This is a genomic window from Streptomyces sp. NPDC048441 (assembly GCF_043200235.1).
Lineage (GTDB): Bacteria > Actinomycetota > Actinomycetes > Streptomycetales > Streptomycetaceae > Streptomyces.
The window spans coordinates 152671-175083 of the sequence record NZ_JBICXM010000006.1; the positions used below are offsets into that span (position 1 = coordinate 152671).

General features: G+C 70.5%; 17 protein-coding genes and 1 riboswitch. Of the genes, 9 read left to right on the top strand and 8 right to left on the bottom strand.

The features are described from left to right. Positions 1–424: 424 nt before the first annotated feature. Positions 425–2878 (bottom strand): DUF5682 family protein, encoded by a 2454-nt coding sequence (locus tag ACGFSB_RS16895; RefSeq protein ID WP_393399396.1) that lies wholly within the window; start codon positions 2876–2878, stop codon positions 425–427. A gap of 100 nt (positions 2879–2978) precedes the next feature. Further along, entirely contained in the window at positions 2979–4133 is a 1155-nt protein-coding gene (locus ACGFSB_RS16900; protein ID WP_393399398.1) for an AAA family ATPase, read from the bottom strand. 155 nt (positions 4134–4288) lie between these two features. Here ACGFSB_RS16900 and ACGFSB_RS16905 point away from each other — a divergent pair, with 155 nt between their 5' ends. After that, on the top strand, positions 4289–5662 hold the full coding sequence (locus tag ACGFSB_RS16905; protein WP_393399400.1) for an SWIM zinc finger family protein: 1374 nt from the start codon (positions 4289–4291) through the stop codon (positions 5660–5662). Positions 5663–5786: 124 nt separating this feature from the next. Beyond that, positions 5787–7580, top strand: coding sequence for a DUF5691 domain-containing protein (locus ACGFSB_RS16910; RefSeq protein ID WP_393399402.1), 1794 nt, complete (start codon positions 5787–5789; stop codon positions 7578–7580). A 26-nt stretch (positions 7581–7606) separates the two neighbouring features. Here ACGFSB_RS16910 and ACGFSB_RS16915 read toward each other — a convergent pair whose 3' ends face one another. Continuing rightward, positions 7607–8023 carry a cobalamin B12-binding domain-containing protein gene (locus ACGFSB_RS16915; RefSeq protein WP_160506729.1) on the bottom strand — a complete coding sequence of 139 codons (417 nt, stop codon included), beginning with the start codon at positions 8021–8023 and terminating at the stop codon, positions 7607–7609. A gap of 404 nt (positions 8024–8427) precedes the next feature. Between ACGFSB_RS16915 and ACGFSB_RS16920 the strand changes: the two genes are divergently transcribed. Further along, complete coding sequence (locus tag ACGFSB_RS16920) at positions 8428–9282, top strand: esterase/lipase family protein (RefSeq protein WP_393399404.1); 855 nt, start codon at positions 8428–8430, stop codon at positions 9280–9282. Positions 9283–9488: 206 nt separating this feature from the next. Beyond that, positions 9489–11171, top strand: a complete 1683-nt coding sequence (locus ACGFSB_RS16925; protein WP_393399406.1) for a peptidoglycan DD-metalloendopeptidase family protein — start codon at positions 9489–9491, stop codon at positions 11169–11171. 45 nt (positions 11172–11216) lie between these two features. Here ACGFSB_RS16925 and pcrA read toward each other — a convergent pair whose 3' ends face one another. Then, positions 11217–13718, bottom strand: a complete 2502-nt coding sequence (gene pcrA / locus ACGFSB_RS16930) for a DNA helicase PcrA (RefSeq protein ID WP_393399408.1) — start codon at positions 13716–13718, stop codon at positions 11217–11219. Between the two features lie 242 nt (positions 13719–13960). Beyond that, positions 13961–14117: riboswitch (cyclic di-AMP (ydaO/yuaA leader) on the top strand. A gap of 7 nt (positions 14118–14124) precedes the next feature. Here pcrA and ACGFSB_RS16935 point away from each other — a divergent pair. Then, a complete protein-coding gene (locus ACGFSB_RS16935; RefSeq protein WP_393399410.1) occupies positions 14125–15315 on the top strand; it encodes an NlpC/P60 family protein in 1191 nt (396 codons plus the stop codon). A 113-nt stretch (positions 15316–15428) separates the two neighbouring features. Here ACGFSB_RS16935 and ACGFSB_RS16940 read toward each other — a convergent pair whose 3' ends face one another. Beyond that, on the bottom strand, positions 15429–15782 hold the full coding sequence (locus ACGFSB_RS16940; protein ID WP_393399412.1) for a hypothetical protein: 354 nt from the start codon (positions 15780–15782) through the stop codon (positions 15429–15431). A 320-nt stretch (positions 15783–16102) separates the two neighbouring features. On the opposite strand from ACGFSB_RS16940, the gene ACGFSB_RS16945 reads away from it, so the two are divergent. Then, a complete protein-coding gene (locus ACGFSB_RS16945) occupies positions 16103–17155 on the top strand; it encodes an NlpC/P60 family protein (RefSeq protein WP_393399414.1) in 1053 nt (350 codons plus the stop codon). A gap of 55 nt (positions 17156–17210) precedes the next feature. Then, positions 17211–17909, top strand: a complete 699-nt coding sequence (locus tag ACGFSB_RS16950; protein ID WP_393399417.1) for a hypothetical protein — start codon at positions 17211–17213, stop codon at positions 17907–17909. A 53-nt stretch (positions 17910–17962) separates the two neighbouring features. Here ACGFSB_RS16950 and ACGFSB_RS16955 read toward each other — a convergent pair whose 3' ends face one another. Together ACGFSB_RS16955 and ACGFSB_RS16960 are read right to left on the bottom strand one after the other, a co-directional pair. Then, positions 17963–18760 carry a LuxR C-terminal-related transcriptional regulator gene (locus ACGFSB_RS16955; protein WP_393400160.1) on the bottom strand — a complete coding sequence of 266 codons (798 nt, stop codon included), beginning with the start codon at positions 18758–18760 and terminating at the stop codon, positions 17963–17965. Positions 18761–18765: 5 nt separating this feature from the next. Beyond that, positions 18766–20055 carry a PspC domain-containing protein gene (locus ACGFSB_RS16960; RefSeq protein ID WP_393399419.1) on the bottom strand — a complete coding sequence of 430 codons (1290 nt, stop codon included), beginning with the start codon at positions 20053–20055 and terminating at the stop codon, positions 18766–18768. A gap of 182 nt (positions 20056–20237) precedes the next feature. Between ACGFSB_RS16960 and ACGFSB_RS16965 the strand changes: the two genes are divergently transcribed. Continuing rightward, on the top strand, positions 20238–21575 hold the full coding sequence (locus ACGFSB_RS16965; protein ID WP_393399422.1) for a PspC domain-containing protein: 1338 nt from the start codon (positions 20238–20240) through the stop codon (positions 21573–21575). After that, the gene (locus tag ACGFSB_RS16970) at positions 21562–21801 is read left to right on the top strand and encodes a hypothetical protein (RefSeq protein ID WP_393399424.1); all 240 of its coding nucleotides are present in this window, start codon (positions 21562–21564) and stop codon (positions 21799–21801) included. Before ACGFSB_RS16965 ends, ACGFSB_RS16970 begins: the two co-directional genes overlap by 14 nt. A 4-nt stretch (positions 21802–21805) precedes the next feature. On the opposite strand, the gene ACGFSB_RS16975 is transcribed toward ACGFSB_RS16970, so the two are convergent. Continuing rightward, complete coding sequence (locus ACGFSB_RS16975) at positions 21806–22333, bottom strand: DoxX family protein (RefSeq protein WP_393399427.1); 528 nt, start codon at positions 22331–22333, stop codon at positions 21806–21808. Positions 22334–22413: the final 80 nt, after the last annotated feature.

The following is a 22413-nucleotide window of genomic DNA, read 5'->3' on the forward strand; positions in this document are numbered from 1 at the left end:
GCCCCACCTGCCGCCATACTCAAACCCGCGACTACGGCCCCACCCGAAACCGCAGCTACGGCCCCGCACGAAGCCACGCCTGCAGTCCCGCCCCGACCCACGCCCACCGTCACGCCCACCACCTCATCTCCCGTCACGCCCCGATCCCCAACTCCAGCCTCGCCCTGAGCCACGCCTGCGGTCCCGCCCAGACCCACACCCGCGGCTTCCGTCTGAACCACAGCTGCGGCCCCGTCCCGGGCCACCCCCACCGTCACACCCTCTGCCGCGCCCCCAGCCTCCCCCTGAGCCACACACGCAGCCCCTCCCCGAACCACACCTGCCCTCACGCCCTCTGCCACGCCCACCACCTCATCTCCCGTCACGCCCCGACCCACGCCCACCGTCAGACCCTGAGCCCTGCCCCGAGCCACATCCTGCGTCATCAGCCCGCCCCCACAAGCTCATTGCCACTGCCACTGCCACTGCCATCACCGACGCCGACGCCAGCCCCGGATTCCATCCCGACCCCGGCCCCGGCCCTTCCCTCGAGCAACAGACTCAGCACCGGCAGAACAGCATCCGCCCGCCCCTCATCAAGCTCAGCCCCGAAGCCGGGTATCCCGCTGGCGACGGACACGGAGCCGCCACCGGCCCCCGCCCCCCGCCGCACCAGCTCACCCAGCGTCCGCCGCACGCCTGGTTCGTACGCTGAGAAGGTGCGCCGCAGCAGGGGCAGTACGTCAATGAAGGCGCGGTCCGGAACTCCGCTCAGCCAGTCATCGACAAGGCCGAGCAGCCGCTCGTCATGGACGAGCAACATGCCGCCCCCGGACCCGCCACCGACGAACCCCTCGATCCACGCGGCGGCCTCAGCGGGTTCGGTCCCCCGGGACAACGCGAGCCCCATGAACCGAGCGGCCTCCCCTTCCGCCAGCCCTCCGCCGTCCAACAACAGCCGCACACACCGCCCCCGCACCACCCCAGCCACACTGTCCCGCTCCCCCAGCACCCGCAGAACGCCCCGCCACCGCCCCTGCATACCGCCCGGACGGCCACCCTCGGCAGGCCCGCCATCGGTGCCGGCACCGGCACCGGCACCAAGCTCCCCCAGCAGCCCCACCGCCAGGTGAACCGCGTCCACATGCCCCCGCAACTCGAGCGCCGCGTCCTGATCGAGCCCCGCGCACGCGGGCGGCAGCCCGACGAAGACCCGCTCAGCGAGCCCCACGGCCACCTCGCCGAGGGCAACCGTGTCCGTCCCCCGCACATCCCCGTACCGCAGGGACCGCACCAACGCGGGCAACGCCTGTGCCAAATGCCCCACGTCCGCGTCCAGCGCAGCCCGGTCCGCGAGAACCCGCATCACCACGGGCAACGCATCCGGCAGTTCGGCCAGCAGGCACCGCTCGGCGAGCGAGGTGACGTCGGCGAGAGCACGGGCCCCGATGGCGTCGGACTCCGCCTTCGCGGTGGCCGCCGCCACCACCGTGGTCCCCCACACCCCCGCCTCCGCGACCCGCACGGAAAGCTCCGGCTCCCACCGCAGCCGCCAGGTCTCCCGGAACGTACCCGTACTCCCCCGCGACTCGACGGGCTCGCCCCAGCCGATCCCGAGGAGCCGGAGCCGATGCAGCAGCCTGCTGCGCCCCGCGTCCGTCTCCTTGCGCAGGTCGAGCTCCAACTCCCGCTCGAGAGCCTCCGGCTTGATCCGAAGCTTCCGCTGGAGGCGTGTGAGGTCACGCTGCAACGGCACCGCCGGCGCCGAGTCCGGCACCTCCCCGAGGACATCCCCGACGACCAGCTTGTCGTGCACGAGGGAGAGCGGGACGTCCGAGCCCTCGCACATCACCGCCCGGACCGCGTCCGTCGTCTCGGTGAGCCCCGGCAGCGGACGACCCCGCATCGCGGCGAGCGTGTCCGCGAGCCGCACCGCCTCGATGACGTGCGCGGACGACACGAGCCTGTCCTCGTCCCTGAGGAGCCGCGCGACCTTGGTCAGCCAGCGCTCCACGGGGCGGTCGGGTGCGCTGAACAGATGCCCGTACCAGCCGGGCGACGCGATCCCCGCGCCGTATCCGCTGGCCCTGGAGAGGCGGCGGTGCGTCCAGGGCACCCAGGTCATGTCCACCTTCACCTTGGGCAGCCCCTTGAGCAGCTCCCGGTCCGCCGCCACGGTCACCTTGCGGCGCAGGGCAGGCACATGCCAGGCCCCGCACACGACAGCCACCTCGTCGCCTCCACCGAACTCCCGCTGTGCCGCCCGCACTTGGATCCGCATGTACGCCTCACGCACCAGGTCACGGTCGTGCCCCCCGCTCCCGTACTCCTCGCGCAGCACCCCCATGGCCTCGCCGAGCACGTCGAACGGCGCGAACGCGTCCCCGCCAGTACCCCGGTGCTCGACGACGTCCTCCCACCACCGCTCGGGGTCGTCGTACCCGGCCGTCTCGGCGAGCACAGCAAGCGGATCGATCCGCACCGTGTCCGGCGCCCCTGACTCCCCCTCCTCTACCCCTTCCTCCTCTGCCCCCTCCTCCGCCCGCGCCAGCGAATGCGTCGCCGGAAGATCCATGAACCGGACCGGAACCCCGACCCCCGCCGCCCACTTGATCGCGACCCACTCCGGCGAGAACTCGGCAAGCGGCCAGAACGCCGACCGCCCCGGCTCGTCCACCACATGCGCGAGCAGCGCCACCGGCGGCCGCATCCCCTCGTCCGCCGCGAGCTCCACCAGCGCGTCGGCCTCCGGTGGCCCCTCGATCAGCACCACACTCGGCGCACTCTCCTGGAGCGCGGCCAGTACCGCGCGCGCCGACCCCGGCCCGTGATGCCGCACCCCGAGCAGCAACGGCCCCTCGCCCGACCGCTTCCGCGCCTCACGCACCTCATCGCTCATGTCCGCCCCCTCTCTGTCCTAACTACCGGCCACCGTCAGCCCCACACCCACACCCACACCCACAACTCGCCCGCACCCGTTACCCGCCACCCGTCACCCGTCACGCACTCACCTCACGGCAAGCGCGGTAGAAGTCCTTCCAGCCGTCACGCTCACGGACCACCGCCTCCAAGTACTCCTGCCAGATCACCCGGTCCGCCGCCGGATCGCGGACGACCGCGCCAAGGATGCCCGCGGCGACATCGCCAGGGCGCAGCACGCCGTCCCCGAAGTGGGCGGCAAGCGCAAGGCCGTTGGTGACGACGGAGATCGCCTCTGCGGTCGAGAGCGTGCCGCTCGGCGACTTCACCTTCGTACGCCCGTCAGCCGTGACGCCGTCCCGCAGCTCGCGGAAGACGGTGACGACGCGGCGTATCTCGTCGATTCCCTCGGGCCCTGCGGGCAGGTCGAGCGAGCGCCCGATCTGGTCCACGCGGCGCGAGACGATGTCCACCTCGGCCTCGGCGCTCTCCGGCAGCGGAAGGACGACCGTGTTGAAGCGGCGGCGCAGCGCGCTCGACAGGTCATTGACCCCGCGGTCGCGGTTGTTGGCCGTGGCGATGAGGTTGAAGCCCCGGACGGCCTGCACCTCCTGACCCAACTCCGGTATGGGGAGGGTCTTTTCCGACAGGATCGTGATCAGCGTGTCCTGCACGTCGGCGGGGATGCGTGTCAGCTCCTCGACCCGTGCCGTCATGCCGTCGCGCATGGCCCGCATGACGGGACTCGGCACGAGCGCGTCGCGGCTCGGGCCGTGCGCGAGCAGCTGCGCGTAGTTCCAGCCGTACCGGATCGCCTCCTCCGGCGTCCCGGCCGTGCCCTGCACGAGCAGCGTCGAGTCACCGCTGACGGCCGCCGCCAGATGCTCGGACACCCAGGTCTTCGCGGTGCCGGGCACGCCGAGAAGGAGCAGGGCGCGGTCAGTCGCGAGGGTGGTGACGGCGACCTCGACGATACGGCGCGGGCCCACGTACTTCGGCGAGATCACCGTCCCGTCGGGCAGCGTGCCGCCGAGCAGATACGTCGCGACGGCCCAAGGCGAGAGCTGCCAGCGGGCGGGCCGGGGCCGGTCGTCCTGCGCGGCGAGCGCGGCCAGTTCGGCGGCGAAGGTGTGCTCGGCGTGCGGCCGCAGCACCTCCGCCTCACCCGCGGCCCGGTTCTCGGTTGTCGGCGTTGCCAAGGTCGTCGAGGCGATCGAGTCGACGGACACGGTCATGGAGCGATCCCCCTCCAGCTTGTCCGGACGCATCTGGCCCGGCTGTGATTCCAACCGTGCACCACGCCACTGACAATTGCCCCTAGCACGCCCCTGACCTGCGCAGACATCGACCGTCAGGTCGATTGTCAGTGGCGGGACCTACCTTCGATCACATGACTCAGCAGGGGGTGCGCTGGACGGCGGATCAGGTCCTTGCCATGGCGCCTGACGCCCCGTCGCGCAAGGCGGGAAGCAAACTCGGCGTCGCAGGGCCATGGTCGGAGGCAGGCAGTTCGGGCGAGGGGACGGTGTGGGGCCTGTGCAAGGGAAGTGGCAGCAAGCCGTATCAGACAGTCGTCGACATCGCGGACGTCACCGGCGCGGCGGGCCCGGCGTACAAGTGCAGTTGCCCGAGCCGCAAGTTCCCGTGCAAACACGCGCTCGGGCTGCTGCTGCTCTGGGCGGCGGCGGACGGATCGGTGCCGGACGAGCAGCCGCCTGCCTGGGCGGCGGAGTGGCTGGAAGGGCGCCGCAAGAGAGCGGATACGAAGCGGAGTTCGGGCGAGGTGCCCGGTTCATCGCCCGCTGATCCCGAGGCCGCGCGCCGCAGGGCGGAGCGGCGGGCCGAGCGGGTCACGGCGGGGGCGGCAGAGCTCGAGCAGCGCCTCTCCGATCTGGTGCGCGGCGGCATAGCCTCCGCCGAGCAGACTGGGTACGGGCTGTGGGAGGAGACAGCGGCCCGGATGGTCGACGCGCAGGCGCCCGGACTTGCCGCACGTGTACGGGAGTTGGGGGCGATCCCCTCCTCCGGGCCGGGCTGGCCGGTGCGAATGCTGGAGGAGTGCGCGCTCCTCCACCTCCTCGACCAGGGCTGGCTGCACCGCGAGCACCTTCCGGACGACCTGGCGGCCACGGTGCGCTCGCGCATAGGTCTGCCCACGTCGGCGGCGGGCCCGCCGGTGCGGGACCACTGGCTGGTGCTCGCGCAGTACGACACGGCGGACAGCAGGCTGACCACCCGCCGGATCTGGCTGCACGGCGCCAGGTCCGGCCGGACGGCCCTGCTCCTCTCCTACGGAGCCGCGGGCCGCGCACCCGCGCTCGCGCTGCCGGTCGGCCTCGCGCTCGACGCCGAGCTGACCGCGTACCCGGGCGGCGGGCAGCTGCGCACGGACCTGGGCGAACAGTTCAGCACCCCCGCGCCGACGGCGGCCCGGCCACCGGGCATACGGACGGCGGAGGCGGCGGCGCGCTACGGAGAGATGCTGCGGGACGACCCCTGGCTGGATTCCTGGCCGGTGACGCTGGGCGAAGTGATACCGACCCCTGACGCGACCCCCGACACCCATGGCTGGCAACTGGCGGACGCGGGAGGCGATGTGGCGCTGCCCATCACGGCGTCCGCGGCGTCCCGGCCGGGGCTGTGGCGCCTGATGGCACTCTCCGGAGGCGCTCCGGTGACGGTGTTCGGCGAATGTGGCCACCAGGGCTTCACCCCTCTGACGGCCTGGCCGCGCGGCCAGGGAGAGGCGGTAGCCCTGTGCTGACCGCACCCACGACGACGCCTGCACCCACGACGACGCCCGCGCCTACGGCCACGGCCGCACCCACGGCCGCACCCACCACCAAGCCCGCTGCAAGCTCCCCGCCTTCTCTAAGAGAGGGGACCAAATGACCGGCACGACCGATTCCACCGAATCCACCGAATCCACCGGACCTACCGGACTCACCGGACTCACCGAACCCACCGAACCCACCGAACCCACCGAATCAACCAGGATCGCCGGACCCACCAGGATCGCCGAACTCACCCCTTGGGAAGACCTGGTCACCGCCGCGCTCCTCGGTACCGACCGCCGCCCGTTCCCCGTACGCACCCCGGGCAAGGACGCGCCAGCCGCCCTGCTGGACGCGGCCGCCGTACAGACCGTCCGGCGGAGGGCCGGCCTGCGCCCCGCGCCCGCCGCCGCCCCGCCCGAGCCTGCCGCGGAGGACCCCAGGCCATTGGTCCCGCCGACGGCACGGCGCAGGCTGGCCACGCTGCTCACCGATCACCCCGGCGCCGGCACCGGCGGGCGCCGCGGCGCCGTGCCCGACCTGATGGAACTGCTCCCGCAATGGCTGGCCTTGGCCAACGACCGCGGCTTCGCGCCGCCGCCGGAGCTGCTGCCCGCCCTCCTGAACGCGGCCCGCGGGCGGACGGACCTGCGCCCGCAGGCCCTCACCTTCGCGGGCCCCCGAGCCCTGTGGCTCGCGAGGCTCAACCCGGACTGGAAGTTCGCACTCCGCTCCACGCCGGGCGGTGGGGTCGCCCTGCCCGCCCCGGAGGAGACCGGCCAGGTCCAACAGCTCTGGGAAGAGGGTCTGTTCGCCGAGCGCGTCGCCCTGCTCGGCGCGGTACGGGCTCACGATCCGGCCGCCGCGCGGGAACTGCTCGCCACCACCTGGAGCACGGAGCGGGCGGAGGACCGTCTGATGTTCCTCGATTCGCTGCGTACCCAACTGTGCGACGCGGACGAGCCGTTTCTGGAACAGGCCCTCACCGACCGCAGCCGGAACGTACGCGCCACGGCGGCCGAGCTCCTCTCCGCTCTCCCAGCGTCCGCCCTCGCCGCACGGATGGCGGACCGCGCCGCCTCCTGCGTGGCCATCGACCACACGAACGGCACGAAGAGCACGCCGACGCTCACGGTCGAGGCGCCGCACGAGTGCGACGCGGGCATGGAGCGTGACGGCGTCACACCGAAGCCGCCCACCGGCCGGGGCGAACGCTCCTGGTGGCTCGGCCAGTTGGTGGAGGCCACCCCGCTCGGCACCTGGTCGCGGCGGCTCGGCGGCCGGACCCCCGCCGAGATCGTGGCACTGCCCGTGGCCGACGACTGGCAGAGCGAGCTGCACGCCGCGTGGTGCCGCGCCGCCGTGCGACAGCGCGACGCGATCTGGTCCCGGGCGCTGCTCGGCGCTCCCGCGTCCCCCGATGCGGCGGGCCCCGGCGCGGCGTCGCTGGCCGAACGCGCGAAGCTGCTGGCCGCGCTGCCGGCCGGGGAGCGGGCCGACTGGGTCGCGGGGTTCATCGCGGCGCACGGGCTCTCGGAGGCGTTCCAGCTCCTTGGGGTGTGCGCGCTGCCCTGGTCGGAACCGCTGGGGCGAGCGGTGGTGGACGCGCTGAACATCGCGCGGGACGCCGGAAGTTACCCCTGGAGCTTCAGCGGTGTGATGGGCCTCGCGGAACGGTGCCTGGACCCGGCGGAGGCGGTCCGTCTCGACGTGCTGACGGCGATACCGGACGAGCCGGAGGACGCCGCGCCCGGCGCGGGCGGCTACTGGTCGGAGGCCTTCCAGCGCCTGGTCAGTACGTTGCGCCTGCGCGCGGCGATGCGGGCGGAGCTTGGCGTGGGTCCGGGAGACCCAGCGGATCCGGGAGACCCAGCGGATCCGGGGGACCCGGGGGTGCCGTCATCGTAGGCACCCCCACCGGAAAGCGGACCCGCTCAGGCCCCGGCGGGCTGCCGGACGTTCGCCCGGACCCAGTCCACGATCGACGCCGTCGTCGCCCCGGGAGTGAAGATCTCCGCGACGCCCTTCTCCTTGAGCGGGGCGATGTCCGCCTCCGGGATGATGCCGCCGCCGAAGACCTTGATGTCCTCCGCGTCCCGCTCCTTGAGGAGCTCGATCACGCGCGCGAAGAGCGTGTTGTGCGCACCGGAGAGGATGGAGAGGCCGATCGCGTCGGCGTCCTCCTGGATCGCGGTGTCCACGACCTGCTCGGGCGTCTGATGGAGGCCGGTGTAGATGACCTCCATACCGGCGTCACGCAGTGCCCTCGCGATCACCTTGGCCCCGCGATCATGACCGTCGAGCCCCGGCTTGGCCACCACCACGCGGATCGGTCCGGCTGCCACACCCATCACTGCCTCCATGTACCGATATCCATCTGTCCGAGCACTGGCACCCCGTGCCGCACCGGCCGGGGAAGTGAACGAACGTTATCTCCAGCATCTCGCACCCGGCAGTTTCACGGTGGAGAGCGAGGGGGAAATCACACGATGGGACACGTTCGCTGCGCGCCACTCCCGTATCCAGCGGTATACGGACCGCCTCCGGGACGGCGCAAGGGGAGCCGTGACGAGGTCGCCGCACCACCGAGCCGTCAGCCGCGCGGCATGGTGACGCGGCGCATCGGCGATCGCGCCGGTCTACGGGGCGCCACCAGCGCTGACCACGCATCGTCGTACGACCTCCGTCACGCTTCTCCGCTACAGGCACACGGGGGCCAGAGTTGTCCCCCGGCGTGCCGACCGGGAGGTCGATCATGGCCGTTATGAGGGTCCTGCCCTTTCGCCCGCCCTGCCTTCAGCTGCCCGCCAGACTGGCGGGGCTCTCCCTGACCCTGCTGAAAGCGACCGCACTCGAGGTGGCGATCCTCGCCGGGCATCTCCTCCTCTACCCGTCGGGCATCGTCCAGGAACGCAGGACCGCCCCCGAACCGCCGTCGCCCGACGCCCCCCGTCTCCCGGCGGAGAGCAAGACACCGGTCGTCCTCCTGCACGGCTTCATCGACAACCGCTCGGTCTTCGTCCTCCTGCGCCGCTCCCTGGCCCAGCACGGCGGCCAGCACGTGGAGTCCCTCAATTACTCACCGCTGACGTGCGACATCCGTACCGCCGCCGAGCTGCTCGGCCGCCATATAGAGGAGATCTGCGAGCGCACGGGCCATCACCAGGTGGACATCGTCGGGCACAGCCTCGGCGGCCTGATAGCCCGCTATTACGCGCAGCGCCTGGGCGGCGACGCACGCGTCCGCACACTGGTCACCCTTGGTACCCCACATGAGGGAACCCGCGTCGTACCGCTGGCCGACGCGCACCCGATCGTGCGCCAGATGCGCCCCGGCTCGGACGTGATCGAGGAGCTGCGCGAGCCCGCACCGGGCTGCCGCACCCGCTTCGTGAGCTTCTGGAGCGACCTCGACCAGCTGATGGACCCCCTCGAGACGGCCTGCGTCAACCACCCCGACCTGATCGCGCACAACGTACGTGTCTCCGGAATCGGCCACCTCGCCCTGCCCGTGCACCCCGCGGTCGCCGCCGGAATCCGCCAGTCCCTCGACCAGCCTGCCGCGGGGACCCGTGCGACGGGCGCGGTGGACGGACTGACCGTGGCCTGACGAGCGGCTTCCGCACCCCGCATTCATGGAATTCCGTCGAACGGATCTCGAACGCAGGGCCAAAGCTGTGCCCACAGTCCGCCGAAAGGCGGCCGAATGCCCGTTTCCTGAGAGCGGGAAACCTGCCGAAGATTGTCGTGCCCGCTTACCGCCGGGTACAGTCACCGCACTGCTCTGCCCCTGCTGCCGAGGCGAAAGAGAAGTTGGTGAACGACCGTCCCCCGTCGGGGAGCTCAACTCCCCCGGCCTCGGCACCCGCCGACTATGCGTCCTACGCGGCGTATGACCAGCATGGCGCTCAACACGGCGGCTACACCGGGTACGACGGCCACTCCACCGGAAGCTTCGCGGCCGATCCGCTCTTCGGCGACATGCCCGGCAGTCCGTACGACACCGGCCAGTGGTCCACCACGGGCACGCAGCAGACACTCACCTACGACCCGTACGCCGCGCAGCACCAGGCCGCGTACGGCACCAGTGGTTACGAGACCGGCAGCTACGAAACCCAGACCGCGTGGTCGACCGGCGGCTATCAGCACCTCTCCGCCGACATCCCGGCGCAGTTGGGCCCGGACAACACCACTGGCCAGTGGGACACCACCGGCCAGTGGGACACCACCGCCTGGAACCAGCCCCAGCAGACAGGCCAGTGGCAGGCGCAGCCCTTCGACACCGGCGCGTACGACGCGACCGCGTGGAACTCCGTCGGCCAGGAAGCCGCGTACGGCACCCCCGAGGCACACGAGCCGTACGGCGCCCCTGAAACCCACGAGGCCTACGGGACCCACGAGGCGCACGGAGCGCAGGGTACCCACGGAACGTATGACGCTCTGGACACGCCCGGAGCGCCGGACACGTACGAGGCACCCGAACCGCACATGTCGCCCGAACCGCACGGGTATTCGCATTCGCCCTACGGCACCGGGCCCTACGCCTCCGAGCCCTACCCCTCCGGGCCGCACTCCCCCGATTCCCCCGAGCCTTACGCCCAACCGGCCCCCACCGGGCACGAGTTCACGCCCGAAGAGGCGCCCGCCGACTCGCTCGGCCCGGTAGAGCCGAGCCACCACAGCCCCGCCGGTGACGAAGCGCCCCCCGTCATGAGCCGCTCGCACGGCGCCGGCCCCGGCTCCGGAGCCGGTTCCCGCTCGCGGGCCCGCCGCCGCTCCCCCGCCAAGCGCTCCGCTCTCTTCACCGTCGCCGTGCCCTCCGCCTGCGTGATGGGCGTCGCCGGTATCGCCGCCGCGTCCGTGGGCGACTTCGGCGGCGACGACGGCAAGGAGACGCAGGCGGCTTCGGCCCCGGACGTCGCGTCGGTGAAGCCCTCCGCCGCCAACAACAAACTCGACACCCAGCTGGCGAACCTCTCTGCGGACGCGGGTGACTTCGCCGACCGCGCGAGCCGCACCCAGGAGCGCATCGACCTCAAGGCGGAGAAGGTGGCCTCCGCGAAGAAGGCTGCCGAGGAAGCCGCACGCAAGGAGCGTCTGCGCCCCAAGTTCGTGCTGCCGGTCGAGCAGCGGGGACTGAGCGCGTACTACGGGCAGGCGGGCGTCAACTGGATGTCCGCGCACTCGGGAATCGACTTCCCGGTGTCGTACGGCACCGAGGTGCGCTCCGCCACCGATGGCGTCGTCTCCACGAAGTGGAACAGCGCCTACGGCAACATGGCGATCGTGACCGCCAAGGACGGCACGGAGACGTGGTACTGCCACCTCTCCACGCACAAGGTCTCCAGCGGCCCCGTCAAGGCGGGCGACCCCATCGCCTTCTCCGGGAACTCCGGCAACTCCACCGGACCGCACCTGCACTTCGAGGTGCGCCCCGGCGGCGGCTCGGCGATCGACCCGCTGCCGTGGCTGCGCAGCCACGGCCTCGACCCGACGTAACTCCGGCCGCCGCGCCTCACACGACTGCGACGGCCGTCCCCTGCCCTACAGCTTCTGCACCGGTGCGTACCGAAGGAGCAGCCGCTTCGGCTTGGGCTCTCCGAAGTCCACCGTCGCCTCGGCGTTCGCACCCGTGCCCTTCACTCCGACCACGGTCCCGAGGCCGAACTGGTCGTGCGTGACCCGATCCCCGATCGCAAGTGCGACCACCGGCTTCTCCGAGGCGCGGCGCGTGGCGAAGCCCTGCGCGCCCCCGGCGCGGGAGCGCGACGACGACAAGGAGGAGGCGATTCCCGCAGCGGGCCCGGAAGATGCCGGTGCGCCGATGGACCCCGTCCGCTTCCAGTCGAGGTGGGCCTCCGGGATCTCCTCCAGGAAGCGCGACGGCGGGTTGTACGAAGGCTGGCCCCAGGCGCTGCGCATGGAGGACCGCGTCAGATAGAGCCGCTCCCGCGCGCGCGTGATGCCCACGTACGCGAGACGGCGCTCTTCCTCCAGCTCCTTGACCTGGCCGAGGGAACGCATGTGCGGGAAGACCCCGTCCTCCATGCCGGTCAGGAAGACGACCGGGAACTCGAGGCCCTTGGCGGTGTGCAGCGTCATCAGTGTGATGACTCCGGAGCCGTCGTCCTCCTCGTCGGGGATCTGGTCGGAGTCGGCGACGAGCGCGACCCGCTCCAGGAACTGGGAGAGCGTGCCGGACATCCCTGTGCCCGCCTCCGCGTCCTCTCCTTCGCCCTCGGCACCCGCTGCTGCTTCACCGTTGTCCTGCTCGAACTCAAGCGCCACTGCGGCGAGTTCCTGGAGGTTCTCGATGCGCGTCTCGTCCTGGGGGTCGGTGGAGGCCTGCAACTCGGCGAGATAGCCGGTCCGTTCGAGCACGGCCTCCAGGACGACGGCAGGGCCCGCGCCGGACTCGACGATGGTCCGCAGCTCCTCCATCAGCGTGTTGAAACGCTTGACGGCGTTCGCCGAGCGGGCGGCCATTCCGTACGCCTCGTCGACGCGCTTCAGCGCCTGCGGGAAGGAGATCTTCTCGCGCTGCGAGAGCGCGTCGATCATCGCCTCCGCACGGTCGCCGATACCCCTCTTCGGTACGTTGAGAATGCGCCGCAGCGGGACGGAGTCCTCCGGGTTGGCGAGCACCCGCAGATACGCGAGGACGTCCCTGACCTCCTTGCGCTCGTAGAAGCGGACGCCGCCGACGACCTTGTAGGGCAGGCCGACGCGGATGAAGATCTCTTCGAAGACACGGGACTGGGCGTTCGTCCGATAGAAGATCGCGACGTCACCCGCCTTCGCGTCGCCCGCGTCGGTGAGCCGGTCGATCTCGTCGGCGACGAACTGGGCCTCGTCGTGCTCGGTGTCGGCGACATATCCGGTGATGCCCGCGCCCGCGCCCGCGTTGGTCCACAGATTCTTGGGGCGGCGGCTGTCGTTGCGCTCGATGACCGCGTTGGCTGCCGTCAGGATCGTCTGCGTGGAGCGGTAGTTCTGCTCCAGGAGGATCGTCGTCGCGTTCGGGTAGTCCTCCTCGAACTGGAGGATGTTGCGGATCGTGGCGCCGCGGAAGGCGTAGATCGACTGGTCCGCGTCACCCACGACACACAGCTCGGCGGGGTCGTCCCCCTCGCCTCCGGAGGGGCCGACCAGCTCGCGCACGAGGGCGTACTGGGCGTGGTTGGTGTCCTGGTACTCGTCGACCATCACGTGCCGGAAGCGGCGCCTGTAGTGCTCGGCGACGTCCGGGAACGCGCGGAACATGTTGACCGTCGTCATGATCAGGTCGTCGAAGTCGAGCGCGTTCGCCTCGCGCAGGCGCGACTGGTACATCGCGTACGCCTGGGCGAGCGTCTTCTCGAAGCCGTCGGCGGCCTGTCCTGCGAAGGTCTCCTCATCGATCAGCTCGTTCTTCAGGTTCGAGATCTTGGCGCTGAAGGACTTCGGCGGGAACTTCTTCGGGTCGATGTCCAGATCGCGACAGACCAGCGCCATCAGCCGCTTGGAGTCGGCGGCATCGTAGATCGAGAAGGAGGAGGTGAAGCCGATCGTCTTCGACTCGCGGCGCAGTATGCGCACGCACGCGCTGTGGAACGTCGATACCCACATGGCGTTGGCACGCGGTCCGACGAGCGCCTCGACGCGCTCCTTCATCTCGCCCGCGGCCTTGTTCGTGAACGTGATCGCGAGGATCTGGCCCGGGTGCACCTGCCGCGCGGCCAGCAGATACGCGATGCGGTGGGTCAGGACACGGGTCTTTCCGGAGCCCGCGCCGGCCACGATGAGCAGTGGAGAGCCGGCGTGCACGACGGCCGCTCGCTGGTTCTCGTTCAACCCGAAGATCAGCGCCGCCGGATCGATCACCGGACGGGGGGCGCCGCCGCGGTAGTGCGCGTCCCTGGGCACGGGCGCGTCAAACTTCCCGTCGAACAGATCATCCGGAATGGACTCCGGCGTGCTGTCGTCGGGCGGCGGCGGGGGCTCCTCCTCGGAAGCCCGCGAGGGCTGGAGGTCCGCCAGGAAGCTGTCATCAAAGAGGCTGCTCATCGCCTCCCGAGTCTAGGCGGCCCCACTGACAACCCGCTCCGGGTTCCGGCCACGTCCACCGTCTACGCCCCGCCCACGACCGGTCACTCTCCGCCATATCGCCGCGTGTCCGCGTCAAGAGCTTCGTAAAGTCACGAAAATGTATCGGGCATATCGAACATCAACCTTCACACGAGCCACACGAGTTGGCTAGCGTGCTGGGCGGGCTGCTCGTACTCCCACCGGCGAACCCCGCCGGGAACGGGTGGCCTCCGCCGAGTTCGATCTCCTCGGAGCCGGGGACCCACTCAGACCTTGGGGTGAATCGGTCCCGTACGAAGTACGGGACTGTAGGGCAACCTTCCGAACCACCCGCCCGAACCCGACAGCTAACCCGGTAGGCGGTCTACGGAAGGAGTCGCCTCCCTTGGCGTCGCACCGCAAGCCGCGGACCCGCATTGCCGGCCTACGCGCCACTCCCGCCATCGGCATCACGACGGCGGCCCTCACCTCTGTGGCCCTCCTGTCGCAGAGCGCACAGGCGGCACCCTCCGCGCCCCAGAAGCCCAGCCTCGAAGAGGTCCAGAAGAAGGTCGACGACCTCTACCACCAGGCGGGCGTGGCCACCCAGAAGTACAACTCGGCCAAGGAGCGCACCGAGAAGCAGCGCTCGAAGGTCGACACCCTTCTCGACGACGTGGCCAAGCGCGCCGACAAGCTGAACGAGGCCCGCCAGGAGCTCGGCACGTTCGCCGCGGCCCAGTACCGCACCGGCGCCGTCTCCGAGACCGCCACGATGATGCTCGCCGACGACCCGCAGGGGTACTTCGACCAGAACCATCTGTCGGACCGGCTGACCGCGCGCCAGAAGAAGGCGGTCGACGACTACCAGACGAAGCAGGCCGCGGCGACGAAGCAGCGCACGAAGGCCGCCACGAGCCTGGAGACTCTGAGCGACTCCCGTGACGACCTCAAGAGCAGCAAGCAGACCGTCCAGAAGAAGCTGGGCCAGGCACGCACGCTGCTCTCGGAGCTGACGGCCGAGGAGAAGGCGCGGCTCGCGGCGATCGAGAAGAAGAAGGAAGAGGCGGCCAAGCGCAAGGCCGCCGAGCTGGCGCGCAAGCAGGAGGCCGAGGCGGAGGCCAAGCGCAAGGCGGCGGAAGAGGCCGCGGCCAAGGAGCGCGAGAAGAACAAGGAGACCCCCGACTCGGGCTCCGGTTCCGACACCGGCTCCGGCAGCGGCTCCGGGGACACGGACAGCGGTTACGCGACGAAGGCCGCGAAGGTCATCAACTTCGCGGAGGCCCAGATGGGCAAGCCGTACGTGTGGGGCGCCACCGGCCCCGACTCCTACGACTGCTCCGGGCTCACCCAGGACGCGTGGAAGGCGGCCGGGATCTCCCTGCCGCGTACGACGTGGGATCAGGTGAAGGTCGGCACGACCGTGAAGACCGCCGATGCCAAGCCGGGTGACCTGGTCTTCTTCTACGACGACATCAGCCACGTAGGGATCTACATCGGCGACGGCAAGATGATCCACGCCCCGAAGCCGGGCGCGAACGTCCGCGTCGAGTCGATCTACTACATGCCGATCCACAGCGTGGTGCGGCCAGCCTGAGAGCGGTCTGCTTGATCGCCTCCCACCTGCACACAACCCACTACGCGCGCGTGGCCCGCATCCTCTTGGGATGCGGGCCACGCGCGCGTAGTGGGTGAGTTGTCTTTACGAACTCAGGTCCACAGCACCGCGATGAAGATGTTCGCCGTGGTCAGAAGACCCACGGCGCCGAACATCCCCTTGTCGATCTTTTCCTCGTCCCGCTTCACGTAGACGAGCCCAAGGATCACGATCAGCACCGCCATTTTGATGCCGATCTTGATGTTGTTGACCGGGTTGTCGTCCGCCTGGTTGAGGCCCACCAGGATCACGCCGGTGACGAGCATGGTCAGCGCGCCGTGCAGCATCGCGGGGTTGAAACGGGCCGTGCCCTGGCCCATCTGCTTCATCTGGGTGAGGAAGCCGCCCAGGAGGGAGGCGATACCGATGATGTGCAGACCGACGAAGACATGGGTGAGTACGTCCATGGTCCGGAGCCTAACCGGGGCCCTATCACCGCTCTGTAGCCAGGTGGGCCACAAATGCCTCATCGGTCACAGGTAGACGCGAAGGACATGGTGTTCGGCGGATCGCGCAGTCACATTCAGTCACCGCCAGAACACTTCCGCCAATTGCGCACAATCCGCCACCAACCCGTGACGGCCAGGTTTAGCGTCCTTCGTCAGGTGCCCGGCTCCCCAATGCCGCCCGGACCAGGGGCGGCAGTCGGACACCACCGCCGAGAAATCCGGCGGCGTCCTGCTCCCCCTGTGCGGGCCGCCGCCGGACCCTTAAGGAGCCCTCCTTCGTGGCAGCGCACCGCAAGCCCAAGCAGCGCTCACTCAGTGGCCATACGGCCCGTACCGCCGCCACCATCGCCCTCGCCGGGGCCGCCACGGCGACCGCGTTCGACGGTACGGGACACGCGGACCCCCGGCTCAGCCCGGCCGAGGTGAAGTCCAAGGTCGACGCGCTCTACCGCGAGGCAGAGATCGCCACCGAGAAGTACAACGGCGCCAAGGAGAAGGCCGACAGCGCCGAGAAGTCACTCGGCGAGCTGCGCGACGAAGCGGCCCGCAAGACGGAGAAGCTCAACTCGGCGCGTGAGGGCCTCGGTTCGATCGCCGCCGCGCAGTACCGCAGCGGCGGCATCGACCCGGCCGTCCAGGTCGCGCTCTCCTCCGACCCCGACCAATTCCTCGAGCGCGCCGCACTCGCCGACCGGGCGGGCAGCCGCCAGGCCACGGCCGTCAGCGGCGTACAGAAGCAGCTCCAGGAGATCCACCAGCTGCGCACCGAGGCCGACGGCACACTCGCGCACCTCAAGTCCCGCCAGGCGGAGCTGAGGAAGCACAAGAAGACGGTCAACGGAAAGCTCGACGCGGCCAAACGGCTCATGTCCCAACTGACCGGCGATCAGCGCGCCGAGCTCGCGGGCGACGGCGGTCCGGACAGGGCCTCCCGGACCGCGGGCCGCGACGCCGCCCTGAACGTCCCGGCCAAGGCCTCCAACTCCCGTGCCTCAGCGGCCGTCGCGTACGCCTACAAGTCGCTCGGCCGCCCGTACGTATGGGGCGCCACCGGCCCGAACGCCTTCGACTGCTCGGGCCTCACCCAGGCCGCCTACCGCTCCGCGGGAGTCGACCTCCCACGCACCACTTACGCGCAGATCGCCGCGGGCGAGCGGGTACCGCGCTCCCAACTCCAGCCCGGAGACCTGGTCTTCTTCTACCAGGGCATCAGCCATGTCGGCCTCTACGTAGGCAACGGACAGATGATCCACGCCCCGAACCCGAGCGCACCGGTGCGCCTCGCCCCGATCGACCAGATGCCGTTCGCGGGAGCCACGCGGGTGGCGTGAAGGGCTGTGCGGGCGGCTGCGGGGGCTGTGCGGGCCCACCGGTAATGTCAGGTCCATGCTCCGCCGCCGCACCCTTCCACCACCTCCGCCGCCCGTCCACCTGCGCACCTGGCCGGACCGGAACACACTCCTCGCCGACCGAGGCATGGCACTCGAAGAGCTGCGCAGGCGGATCCTGGGAGTACACCGGCTGCTACTGCTCTGGCTGTTCGCACTCGGCGGCGTCGTCGGCTGGGCGCTCCTGACGCTGCCGATCGAGATGATCGAGGACCGCGATCCGATGGCCTTCATCATGGGCCCGGTCTGCGCGATCCTGGGCCTGGCGGCATTCGCCCCCTCCGTGATCGGCGTGCTCCTCGGCATCCGAAGCGACCGGAAGGCAAGAGAACTCACCGCCAGCTGGCTGGACTTGGACAGCCACCCGGCATCGGACGCCACCCTCCGCTCCCCCGGCCTCAGCCTCGTCTGGCTCCTCGCGTCCCTCATGGTGTGCACGCTCGGCCTGTGGGCATCCTTCGCGGCCACCGCCCACGCCGAGCCGGGAAGGGACTCGTACGGCGATGTCGCCCGAGGCATGGGCACGGGCCTCATCCTGTGGCTGACGGGCCTGGTCGGCATCACGAAGGCGTTCGGCCACTACCGCTGGGCGATGCGGAAGCTGGGCCCCACCCCGCTCACGACCCGGCACAGGCCGTCAGGCAGAGCCTCGGAGCTCCCGGGCACACCGTCCTCACCTCCGGCAGGCCGGAGGTGAGGACGCTGGTCAGGCAGGTGGCGACTGCGAGGCAGTCGCCACGCCGGACTCCCCTAGACCAGCCGCCGCGCCGTCGCCCACCGCGTCAGCTCGTGCCGGTTGGACAGCTGCAACTTCCTCAGCACCGCCGACACATGCGACTCGACCGTCTTCACGGAGATGAAGAGCTGCTTGGCGATCTCCTTGTACGCGTACCCCCGCGCGATGAGCCGCAGTACCTCGCGCTCGCGCTGCGTGAGTCGGTCCAAGTCCTCGTCGACCGGGGGCGCGTCGGTGGACGCGAAGGCGTCAAGGACGAATCCGGCGAGCCGCGGCGAGAACACCGCGTCGCCGTCCTGCACACGGAAGATGGAGTCGACCAGATCGGTGCCGGTGATGGTCTTGGTGACATAGCCGCGGGCGCCACCCCGGATGACTCCGATGACATCCTCCGCGGCATCCGAGACGGACAGGGCGAGGAACCGCACAGGGCTCTCCGCATCGGACATCAACGGCGCACAGCGGCGCAGTACTTCGACCCCACCGCCACCCGGAAGGTGCACGTCGAGGAGCACGACCTCAGGACGCGTCGCCGTGATGACCGTGACCGCCTGGTCGACGTCCGCGGCCTCGCCGACGACCTCGACACCCGTGATCGCGGTCCTGCCGATCTCAGCCTGGACGCCCGTCCGGAACATCCGGTGGTCGTCGACAAGGACGACACGCGCACGGCGCCCGTCCTGGTCACCGCCGACGGCAGCAACGGCCGCATCGGCGGACTGGTCGGACTCAGTCGCCCCGCCCGACGTGGTCGGCTCGGCCGCACCGTCCGATCCACCCCTGGGCCCCACGGGCTCGCTCGCGTCACTCATGTCGCTCATGTCGTCGCCGTCCTCTCCATCTCCAGCTCGACTTCCGTGCCGCCCCCCGGCACTGCGCGGAGCCGCGCCGTGCCGCCGTTGCGCTGCATACGGCCGATGATCGATTCTCGTACGCCCATGCGGTCGTCCGGCACGGAATCCAGATCGAAGCCGGGGCCACGGTCCCGGACGGACACGAACACCGTCTCCCCCTCGACTTCGGCGAAGACCTGCACCGCACCGCCCTCGCCACCGTACTTGGCGGCGTTCACCATTGCTTCCCGCGCGGCCTGCGTCTGCGCGGTCAGCCGGTCGTCGAGCGGGCAGTCGCCGACTATGACGACCTCGATGGGGACGCCATGCTTGTCCTCCACCTCCGCGGCATCGCGCCGGACCGCTTCGGCGAGGGTGTCGGGCTCGTCCGCCTCGTCCTTGCCCGTACCCTCCGGTCTGTAGAGCCATTGGCGCAGGTCGCGCTCCTGGGCGCGGGCCAGGCGGCGCACCTCTCCCGCGTTCTCCGCGTTGCGCTGGATCAGGGTCAGGGTGTGCAGGACCGAGTCGTGCACATGAGCGGCGACCTCGGCCCGCTCCTGTGCGCGGATCCGCATGAGCCTCTCTTCGGAGAGGTCCTGCATCATGCGCACGAGATAGGGCCCTGCGAGCAACGCGACGCCGACGAGCACGGCGAGCGCGGCCTGCAGCACGGAGCTGAGGTGCGAAGTGGAACCCTGCAGCACGACGATGCCGGAGACCCCGGCGCCGACGAGCAGCACTCCCGCCGCCGAGCGGGCGATGGTGAGAGTACGCCTGCGGCGGCCGACCGCCATCCAGCGGGCCCGGCGGGCGTTGTCGGCCTGGCGCCAGACCAGGGCGACACCGGCGGCGACGAGCAGGGTCGGCCAGAGATAGGCCTTGGTCGAACTGCCCAGATCCACATTGCCGACGAAGACCATGGCGACGATGACCATCGCGAGCAGCGCTACGAGCTGGCCCTTGTCCGGCTTACGGGCCACGAGTCTGCGGCGGCCGTCAGGCGTCGTGTCGGTGGTGACGGCGGAGGGTGGCCGCTGGGCGTCGACCCCGCCGATGCCCAGCGGCACGAAGAACCAGAACGCCGCGTACAGCAGCCCGCCGAGCCCGTCCGCCATGAAGAGGCCGACGAAGATCAGCCGCACCCAGACGACGGGCAGCCCGAGATGACCCGCGAGGCCGCGCGCGACCCCGCCGAGCCAACGGCCGTCACCGCTGCGATAGAGCTTTCGCAGCGGCCGCTCGTCTTCGCTGGGTACTGCTGCGGCTTCCGGCATGTCTCCGATATTCACACGCGTACGCGGGCGCGGGCATCAGGGTCGACCCCCGAGACTCCCCTGATCTCCGCCGCTGACAGCACGGCAAGCCGGTCGGGCAGGGACGTGTCAGGGGCGATCTCAGGGTTCGTCCAGGGTTGTCCCGACTGCCGCCGCGGCCTCCCGCCCGTCACCATGGACACATGACAGAGGACCAGCCCGCCGGGACGGGCCCGCAGGCCGCGCCGCGCGATCCGCTCAACGCCATGGCGCAGGAGCCGGGCGGGCCGTTGGGCGTGCGTCGTTTCCGCCGCGACCGGCGGCACAAAAAGCTGGGCGGCGTCTGCTCGGGGCTCGGACAGCACTGCGACATGGATCCGGTGATCTTCCGGATCGGGCTTGCGGTCCTCGCGGTCACCAGCGGGCTCGGCCTTGTCTTTTACGGCTTCGCGTGGCTGTTCGTCCCTTTCGACGACGAGGAGGAGAACGAGGCACGCAGGCTGCTCTCCGGCCGGGTGGACGGCCAGGCACTGACAGCCGTGCTCTTCGCGCTCGTCGGCTGCGGCGTCTTCCTCTCCTTGTTGAACAACGGCGGAGCACTCACCTTCGCCGCCGTCCTCGCCCTGCTGCTCGCGGGCGCGGGGTACTGGTCGCAGCAGCGCGGCACGACCGACCCCGACCCGGTGGCTGCCCAGGCCGTGGCGGACGCCCCGCCGGAGGCGAAGGCACCACCGGTGGCCGGTGCCCCTTCGTGGTGGCGGGACCCGATCGTCAAGGACGGCACGCACGACGGAATCTCGGGCTATTTCTGGGGGCCGGAAGGAGTGACCATCGAGTATCGGCCCGACCCCCCGCACGGGCGGATACGGCAGCAGGAGCCCGCCGCGGCCCCACGGCCCAAGCCGCGCGGTCCGCGCTGGATCGGCGGCTCGGTCTTCCTGGGAGCGCTGCTCGCCGGCGGACTCGGCACAGGCCTGACGTGGGAGGAGCAGCCGCTCGGCACCAGCCTGCAGACGGGCCTCGCTCTGGCGCTCGCCGTGTTCGGCATCGGCATCGCGCTCAGCGCCTTCCTGGGGCGCACGGGCGTGGGATCGATCGTGCTCGCGGTGATCACCGCGATGCTCCTCGCGGGCTCGGCCGCGCTGCCCGAGGACATCAGCACCACCTGGGTGCGCACGGACTGGAAGCCGGCCTCGGTGGAACAGGTCCAGCCTCGGTACGAACTGGGGACGGGCGTCGGCACACTCGACCTGACCCGGGCCGGCCCCGGCAAGGGCCGGACGGTGAGCACGAGGGCCGACGTGGGAGCGGGGCAGCTGAAGGTGATCGTGCCGAAGGACAGCACAGCGAAGCTGGACATCGAAGTGGGCGTCGGCGACATCCAGTTGCCGGACGACAGCAAGGGAGACGTGGACATCGCTCCGGGCAAGGAGAAGACGGTGACGCTGGACCGGCCCGCGGGCAGCAAGGACGGCGGCACGCTGGAGCTGCGTGTCGAGGTAGGCATCGGACAGGTGGAGGTGACCCGTGCTACGTCATGAGTTCCATCCCGGCAAGCTGGTCCTTGGCCTCTTCCTGCTGATAGCGGCCATCGCCTACGCGGGCGACGCGGGCGGCATCTGGGAGACACCGTGGTTCGTGGCGTTCCCACTCATCCTTGCGGGACTGCTGCTCGGCGGCGCGGCGGCAGCCGTGGCCTACGGCATACGCGGCCGGTCCACCGCCCAGGTGGCGGACCGCTCGGTCGACGGCCCCAAGGACGCCTAGCCGTTCAGCCGAGCCCCGAAGAATGCCTGCGCCGGGTCGCGAGCATCGCGTCGACCGAGAAGACGGACGCCCCGGCCAGGATCAGCGGGAGCCAGGCCATCAGGTAGGCGAGATCGTTGCCGTAGTAGTAGGGCTCGGTGGACCAGCTCACGGTCAGCCAGAGGCTGAGCGAGATCAGCGCACCACCGAGCGCGGCGATCCGGGCGAACAGGCCGATGAGGGTGCCGATGCCGACGGCGAGTTCGCCGAAGGCGATGGCGTAGCCGAAGCCGACGGGGCTCTTGAGGGAGAGGTCGACGAGCGCCGGGATGGCGGAGATGTCGCGGACGCCTTCCATCATGTCGCCAATGGATCCGGCGCCGGTGGCCGACATGAAGGCGCTGTCGGTGAGCTTGTCCAGGCCCGCGTAGATGAAAGTGACGCCGAGGAAGATCCGGAGCGGGAGCAGGGCGTAACGGGAGCCGCTCTCCCGCCAGCCGCCGCTGCTTCTGACGTAGCTGGTGTGGCTGTCGGTGCGCATACCGTGAGCCATCGCTCTCGCCGCCTCTCCCGTAGATCCGTCTCGCCCATTCACCCGTCACCAGACGATACGTAGGAAGAGGGGGTGCTGCT